At 52.3% G+C, this 7,456-nt stretch carries 7 protein-coding genes and 1 pseudogene; 3 read left to right on the plus strand and 5 right to left on the minus strand.

Annotation, left to right across the window (positions count from 1 at the left end; all coding sequences use genetic code 11):
* From QE270_RS05270 to QE270_RS05285, 4 genes are all read right to left on the minus strand, one after another.
* Window positions 1-222 (minus strand): SDR family NAD(P)-dependent oxidoreductase (locus QE270_RS05270; RefSeq protein WP_300034037.1); only part of this gene is annotated, 222 nt, incomplete at its 3' end.
* Between the two features lie 264 nt (window positions 223-486).
* Window positions 487-1,041, minus strand: a complete 555-nt coding sequence (locus tag QE270_RS05275; RefSeq protein ID WP_300036248.1) for a glutathione peroxidase — start codon at window positions 1,039-1,041, stop codon at window positions 487-489.
* 29 nt (window positions 1,042-1,070) lie between these two features.
* Window positions 1,071-2,237 carry an LLM class flavin-dependent oxidoreductase gene (locus QE270_RS05280; protein WP_300036250.1) on the minus strand — a complete coding sequence of 389 codons (1,167 nt, stop codon included), beginning with the start codon at window positions 2,235-2,237 and terminating at the stop codon, window positions 1,071-1,073.
* Window positions 2,238-2,367: 130 nt separating this feature from the next.
* Entirely contained in the window at window positions 2,368-4,746 is a 2,379-nt protein-coding gene (locus tag QE270_RS05285) for a TonB-dependent receptor (protein ID WP_300036252.1), read from the minus strand.
* Between the two features lie 332 nt (window positions 4,747-5,078).
* Between QE270_RS05285 and QE270_RS05290 the strand changes: the two genes are divergently transcribed.
* The 3 genes from QE270_RS05290 to QE270_RS05300 all read left to right on the plus strand — a co-directional run bounded on the left by QE270_RS05290 (window position 5,079) and on the right by QE270_RS05300 (window position 7,097).
* The gene (locus tag QE270_RS05290; protein ID WP_300036254.1) at window positions 5,079-5,849 is read left to right on the plus strand and encodes an SDR family oxidoreductase; all 771 of its coding nucleotides are present in this window, start codon (window positions 5,079-5,081) and stop codon (window positions 5,847-5,849) included.
* Window positions 5,850-5,970: 121 nt separating this feature from the next.
* The gene (locus QE270_RS05295) at window positions 5,971-6,123 is read left to right on the plus strand and encodes a hypothetical protein (protein WP_300036256.1); all 153 of its coding nucleotides are present in this window, start codon (window positions 5,971-5,973) and stop codon (window positions 6,121-6,123) included.
* 53 nt (window positions 6,124-6,176) lie between these two features.
* Window positions 6,177-7,097: an alpha/beta hydrolase gene (locus QE270_RS05300; RefSeq protein ID WP_300036258.1), complete on the plus strand. Its 921-nt coding sequence runs from the start codon at window positions 6,177-6,179 to the stop codon at window positions 7,095-7,097.
* Window positions 7,098-7,197: 100 nt separating this feature from the next.
* On the opposite strand, the pseudogene QE270_RS05305 reads toward QE270_RS05300, so the two are convergent.
* Window positions 7,198-7,456: pseudogene (locus QE270_RS05305) on the minus strand (hypothetical protein); the annotation flags it as partial.

Consider the following 7,456-nt stretch of genomic DNA (forward strand, 5'->3'; position numbering starts at 1 on the left):
TCCTTGCTCTACAACAGCCTTCCACTCGGCCCCGTACCGGACGTCCTGCTTGATGAACATCGCATTTTCGCCAAGGCTTTCAGCCAGCGCCTGCCCATCTTTCTCGTTGACGTCGGTCAGGATCACCTTGGCGCCTTCAGCCACAAACATTTTGGCATGCGCCTCACCCATGCCCTGCGACGCACCTGTGATGATTGCTACTTTGCCTGAAAGTCTACCCATCTCTGCTCTCCTGATTCATGCTCTAACGGCGGTTCTAAACTACCTCGTTACGAAAGAACAAGCATTTGTTTTTGAGGCTATGCAAGAGCCACTGCTCTAACACTTTCAAATATGAAAGCCTTAAACCGCCGTCCGCAGAACTACTCAGATCATCTGTCTGTCACCAGAACATTTGGTACTGATGTCTTCGTAAATGAGCGGATCGTTGGCAACATCAGTTGGGTTGATATTATGCGGTGGCAAGCGGCATGATTTAGCCGCAGTTCACTTCAAAGCCAGCGCAGCCTCGATTGAGGCAATCAATGCCGGATCGTCGGGTGCTGTATCGGGGGCATATCGGGCGACAACTCGTCCGTCACGCGCAATTAGAAATTTCTCGAAATTCCAAAGAACTTCTGGTGGATTAGTCGTATCGATCCCGTGCCCCGCAAGCATCGTGCGCATTCCGTCACCACTAGTGCTAAGAGCTACGGGCATCTCCTTAATCAAACTTGCATAAAGTTCGCTTTTGTCATCTCCTGTAACCTTATCCTTCGCAAAGATCGGGAAACCGACATCATAGGTTAATTTGCAAAACTCAGCAATTTCTTCATTGGAACCTGGTTCTTGACCAAGGAAATCATTCGACGGAAAGCCAAGGACAACAAAGCCCTTGTCCTGGTAACGTCGATAAAGCTCCTCAAGGCCTTCATATTGCGGCGTCAGTCCGCATTTCGAAGCAACATTGACGATTAGTCGGACTTGCCCGGCATAGTCACCCAGACCTCCGTCGGTTCCGTCGATGCGCTGCAGCTTGATCATGTCAACTGTGTTAGTCATTTCAATCTCCATTAACTGTCGGTCAAGGCCTATTTCTTGCCGTTCGCATGCTTGGCGGCGAAAGCACCAATCGCGTCGGATTGAGCTTTGGCAAGTTCGTCGCGGACATCGCGCGCATAAAGCTCGCTAGATTTAAGGCGACGGTTAGTCTTCTTGAAATGCGGGATCACAAACTCGCCAAACAGATGATAATGATGCTTTTTGGCATTCCAGTTTGCCCAATTGTGATCAAACAGCAGGAAGGCGCCGAACCCGCCATTGGACTGGTCCTGCAGAGATTCGATTTGTTCAATCGCATCTTCGTAGGTTCCAATCACCGCCGATCCTGTGGACATTGCCCATTCGATATAATCCTCCACCGTGCTTCCGGTCGGCACCATCTGCGGCGTAGGGGTCGTGTGTTGCAGATAGTCGCAGAACTCGCGCAGGCCGAACGCTACATCCTTGAGTGCCTGCTCCTTAGTGTCGGCTATGTGCATGAGGCCAACGAGCCGCCATTTGTCCCGGTCCACCGTCTTGTTGCACTCCTTAGCGCGCGCTTCAGCGACATCCCAATGCATGGCGAGAACGTCGACACCCGCCTTCATCGATGCACCAATGGAGATCAGGCCGATACCATGCTGACCTGCCAAGCGCGGCCCGGACGGCGATACGATGGCCGCGGCAAGCACCTCTGGATGTGGGTCCTGATAAAAATCAAGCTGGAGCCGCGCGTTAACGAGCTTATAGCGTTTAGTCTCTATCGAAATCGGCTCATCACTCGTCAGCAAATGCATCAGAACGGCCGTGTCTTCTTCAAGCGCATCGCGCTGCTCCGATGGGTGGATGCCAAGCATGGCAGCGTCAGTGGCAAGCGCGCCCGGTCCCAAGCCCAGCATCACGCGACCACGCGTGAGATGGTCAAGCATGGCAAGCCGATCAGCCACCCAGAGAGGGTTATGATAGGGCAGCGAAACAACACCGGTGCCAAGTCGGATATACTTCGTCTGCGCGGCAACATGCGCGATGAACATCATCGGATCACCAATTGGTTCCGCACCACCTGAGTGATGCTCACCAAACCAAGCCTCGTCGAACCCGATATTGTCCATTATCTGGACAAGCTCGGTATCGCGTTGCAGCGCGTAGGTCGGGTTGTAATTTACGGGAAGATGATGCGGCGGCACAAACGCTCCAAAACGAAGTCGATCAGTCATGAACACTCTCCCTGTAAGCCATGAGCGGCTAATTGTATGTGTGAGATAATCGCGGCGCGCTTGCCACGAAGCCGCCCATTTCTAATCAGGAATGGGCGGCTTCGTGCCTGTGATATGGAGCGATCCAGCTCTAGAACGTATAGGTTCCCTGAATACCAAAGGTCCGCGGCGTACCCACGAGCCGCGCGCTTGTGCCGATAACCGCGCCCAAATCTAGCCCGCCGACATAGTATTCCTTCTTGGTCAGGTTCTGGACATAAGCCACGAGCGAAAACTGAGACCCGCCAACATTGTCTAGACCTGCACGAAGGTTGACTAAGCTGTAACCGTCAATCAACGTATTCACCGTGAAGGTATTTGCAAGGTTGGAATAATAGAACGATGACTGGGTATATATCTCGCCGCGCAAATAGGCAGTGCCAAGATTGTTGCTAAGCTCCTTACTGACTTTGGCAAAAGCACTGCCTGTCCATTTCGGAGCGTCGCCATAAGGACCATAGACAAAATTCCGCCCACCTGCGATCGCATCTGGATCATTGTAGACAGCATCGGTGTATGCCAAATTGCCGCCGATTTCGACGTTGCTTGAAATATCGAAATTGGCGTCGAATTCAAAGCCGCGTATACGGGCCTTATCCACATTGCCGGTTACGGCGGCAATGCCGAGATAGACAGCACGTTGAATGTCGTTCACTGACTGATTGTAGAGGGCTAGGTTAATGCGTGACCGCACCAACCCTAAGTCGCCAGCAAATTTGATGCCAGCTTCAACGTCAGTAGTGGTCTCAGTTCCATAGGCATTGTTGCTTGGCCGACCCTGTGCATCAGGCACGGTGTTATCAATATTGTAACCTGCTGTGCGGAAGCTGCCGCGCTGTGCAATATAAAGCAGCAAATCGTCGTTAACCTTATAATCCAAGCTAAGTGTCCAGCTGGGTTTATTCACCTTGAGCGAGGCAAATGCGGTAACCGAATTTGGCAACAGTACTGATCTGTCACGGGGGGCGCGGGTAATGCTCTGATTTTCCCAAGTGTGGCGATAGCCCGCCGTGAAGGACAAGGGGTCCGATATCTTGTAGGTGAACTGGGCAAAAACAGCCTTAGACTTATTCTCTCTTTCGCCACCAAAAACGTTCTGGTTGCCCCATTTCATATTGGGAATTCCGAGTTGGATATCGCAAAAAGCGCAAGTTGGCGTCAAGGTTCCTTGCTTTACATCACCCAAATAGACGCCAACGATATAGTTCAGCTTGTCGTCCATGATCTTTCCGGAGATTTGCGTCTCGTTCGACCATTGCTTGGTGTACCAGTTATAACCTTCCGCGTTTGGCAGGTTTGCACCGGGCGTCGCAGTTTGAGTGTTAGGCACATTGCCGATGATGATCCATGGCAAGCCAGCCCCATCGACGTCGATGACATCATTGGATCGGACGTTGTTATAGCCAAAAATATTGGTCAATTTTACCGTGTCGGAGAGTTCATAGCTGGTCTTGTTGGAGATGAAATATTGGCGGCTCTTATGATCGTTAGTTTCGCTGTTGTAAAAATCGTAAAATCCAGCCGCTTTATTTCGTGCCAATTCCTTATCGGCGGCATTGGGTGTCCCGTTCAAACCCAAATTATAAAGGAAGGCTGTAGGAGTTTCCAAGGCCTTGCCGTCCGGTCCCTTTGAGCCCACTGCATTAATGCTGGTCAATTTCAGACCGCTCGCTCGGCCATCGTCGGTGTTATACTGAAAAGTGGTAAGGTTTTCAAAACGGTCGCCCGGCGTGAGCAGAACACTCGCACGGTAAGCCTGATAGTCAATCTGGTTGGACTCAAGCCCGTTGCCAATAGCAAGGTTGCGCTGAAAGCCATCGCGTTTGCGATAGGAGGCACCAAGCCGAACCGCGACGGCCTCTCCGAGCGGAGCGTTGATTGCGCCATTCACTTCGATGTTGTTGAAGTTGCCATAACCCGCCGTCAAATAGCCGCCCAGTTCGTCTGTCGGACTTTGCACCTGATACAGGACAGCGCCGCCCGTCGCGTTGCGGCCGAACAGCGTGCCTTGAGGCCCCTTGAAGACCTGAATTGATTGCATATCGAAGAAGGACTGCGTGCCCGCACCTGCAACCTGCACTTCGTTCATATACACAACCACGGCTGGCGCGGTGCCAGAGAAGGCGTCAACTGTCTGGCCGCGTAGTGCAAAGTTAATCTGGTTGTTTGACGATGTTTGCCGCAAAATTAGGCCAGGCGTTGCGATCTGCAAATCTGCTTCCGATAGAATGCGCTGCTCAGTCAGCTGCTCTGCACCCAAAGCGGCAACGGAAACTGGAACGTCCTGAAGCTTTTCATCGGATCGCCTTGCGGTGACGATGATGTCTCCACTTTCTGCCTTTTCGTCAGCTGGATTGCTCGTTTGTGCCAGCAAAGGCGCGCTCATAAGCGCACTAAGCGCAATCCCCGTCGCAAGGAACGCCTTGAAATAGGCTGGGCGTTGCGAAGCAAAGCTAAAATTCTTTATCATAATCCGTATCCCTCTCCCTTAAACAAATCCTGTTAAATTTCAAAAAGCGAGTGCTTAACATGCACTTCTCTTTTGTTTCTAATGTTACCGAATCGGCTTCCTTCATAGTTCGTGGGTCGAAACAAGCTCGCGCCATCTTCCCGACAAACCTGTGCGAATCATGACTTATACTAAACTAGGTTATTAAACAGCGGTGTTGACACGTCAAGGCAATTAAACAATCGTTAGTTTTTAATTACGGGTGCTGAAGCTGGACCCCGTGAAAAATTGAATTCGGGACGAGCCAAGAAATTTCAATTATCCGCAAAGGCGATCAGCATGTTGGAAGCGATATGAAAGGTAACGAAAAACAAACGCCGCGCGTCGCAGTCGTGACGGGTGGTGCGCGGGGTATCGGGGCTGGAATTGCGCTGCGTCTGGCGCAGGATGGGCACGATATTGCGGTACTTGACCTAGATGCTATGGCTTGTGCCGAGACCGTCCGCGCCATCGAGAAAATTGGCCGCCGCGCCGTCGCTGTCGCCGCGAATGTCGCAGATGAAGCTGCAGTTAAGTTCGCAATTTCCCATATTGTTGATGCCCTCGGGCCGCCCACAATTGCAATTAACAATGCTGGAATTTTGCGTGATCGAACAATTGGTAAAATGAGCATCAATGACTGGGATAGCGTCATCAACGTCAATTTACGCGGCACCTTTTTAGTGAGCCGTGAAACACAATCCCATATGCGGTCGGCTGGTTGGGGCCGGATTGTTAACTTATCAAGCACGGCTGCCCTCGGTAATTTGGGGGAAAGCAATTATGCCGCGGCCAAGGCAGGCGTGCAGGGACTGACGAAAACGCTCGCGATCGAGCTGGGTCGTTATGGTATCACTGCAAATGCGGTTGCGCCCGGTTTTATCGAAACTGCGATGACTGCCGAAGTGGCTGAACGGGTAGGCATATCGTTCGATGAAATGAAGCAGCAAGCCATACGTGCAACCGCGGTGGGCCGCGTCGGGCAACCTGACGATATCGCGAACGCAGTGTCGTTTTTTGCTGATGAACGGTCGGGCTTTGTTACTGGACAAATTCTATATGTAGCTGGCGCACCGCGGGGATGAGAACGATGGCTAGCGCATAAACCGATGTTCACTTAAATAAATATTGCCGATGTATCTCGCCTTTACCAAATCGCATTTATGACAAAGACGAGATCGTCTTCGTCCCTGTTGAAGCGTTGTATTGAAGGTGGTACGCAAGCTCACCGGCAAGGCGGCAATTGTAACCGGTACTGCGCAGGGTATCGGCCGCGCGACCGCCACCGTGTTTGCGCAAGAAGCCGTGCGTTTTCATGCATTTCGTAGGAGGCATCGGCCGATATCCGGCGATTTGTGATAAAGTCGCTGCCGACGCTTATCTCGGATTTGATCTTTCGAAGGGAAATTAAAATGCCACTACATCCGGAATTACAGGCGATAGTCGATGCAGCCGCAGCGTTGCCGCCTATGGAAACGGTTCCACCCGAGACGTTGCGCGCGGGTTATGAGGCCCAGACCGCGCGGATGGCCCGACCTGATGTGGGCTATGTCGAAGATCGGATGATTCCCGGCCCGCGCGGCGACATTCGTATCCGTATTTATCGCCCGGATATGCAAGACGGGCACGCGGTCGTTACATACTTCCATGGCAGCGCGTTTGTCATTTGCAGCATCGACACGCATGATGTGATTTGTCGCCATCTTTGTTTGGCTTTGGACGCAGTTGTCGTCTCGGTCGATTATGGCTTGGCGCCTGAAGCGCCTTTCCCGGCCGGACCAGACGATTGCGAAGCAGCGACAATATGGACGGCAAAAAATGCAACAAGCATAGGCGGTGATCCGGCGCGGCTGATTGTTGCAGGCGACAGCGCGGGCGCAACGATGGCGACGGTGGTTGCTCGTAGATTGCGTGACGCAGGTGGTCCAAATCTCGCTGCGCAGTTTCTGATCTATCCAGTGACCGATTATCCAGACCCTGCGCCTTTATCTTACCAAGAACGCGGGCAAGGCTGCGGCTTGACAGTCATCGCGATGCGCTGGGGCTGGGACCTTTATATCCGTAATCCGGAAGACCGCTTTCACCCTGATGCCTCTCCGCTGCGAGGAGCTGATTTAAGCGGACTGCCACCCGCTTATGTTATTACGGCAGAATATGATCTGCTGCGCGACGAAGGCAAAGCCTATGCTGCACGCTTGTCGCAAGCGGGCGTCGATACTGTGTTGATGCATTATGATGACATGAATCATGGTTTCATGGGTATGGTTGGGGTACTTGATCGCGCCGACCAAGCGATGACTGTGGCCAGCGACTGGTTAGCAAGCAAGATATGACCCAGCATTTCGCTATCATCGGTGGCGGCGCAGCTGGGCTTTGCGCAGCTGAATATCTGACTGCACGGGGTATCGATGCTCATCCTGCTGATGTTTGGTGTTACGCGATGACCTCGAGCATGCCCTTTCGGAAACGCAGGCCGAAAACCGAAATAATCGCGAAAAGTAGACAAATGATACTCCCACCCAAGGCATAATCATATGTCCCAAACATGTCTCGCGACCGACCGATCAGGAACGGGCTAAGCCCGAAACCCAGGGAATAGATGCTGTAAAACCAGCCGTAAATCGCCCCAAAGGTTTTCTGTCCGAACAATCGCGATGTCATATAAGCTAGCAAGTCTAGCTCTGCGCCAAGC

Origin of the sequence: Sphingorhabdus sp. (assembly GCF_029865925.1) — a bacterium.
In the GTDB taxonomy this organism is placed as follows: Bacteria; Pseudomonadota; Alphaproteobacteria; order Sphingomonadales; family Sphingomonadaceae; genus Sphingorhabdus_B.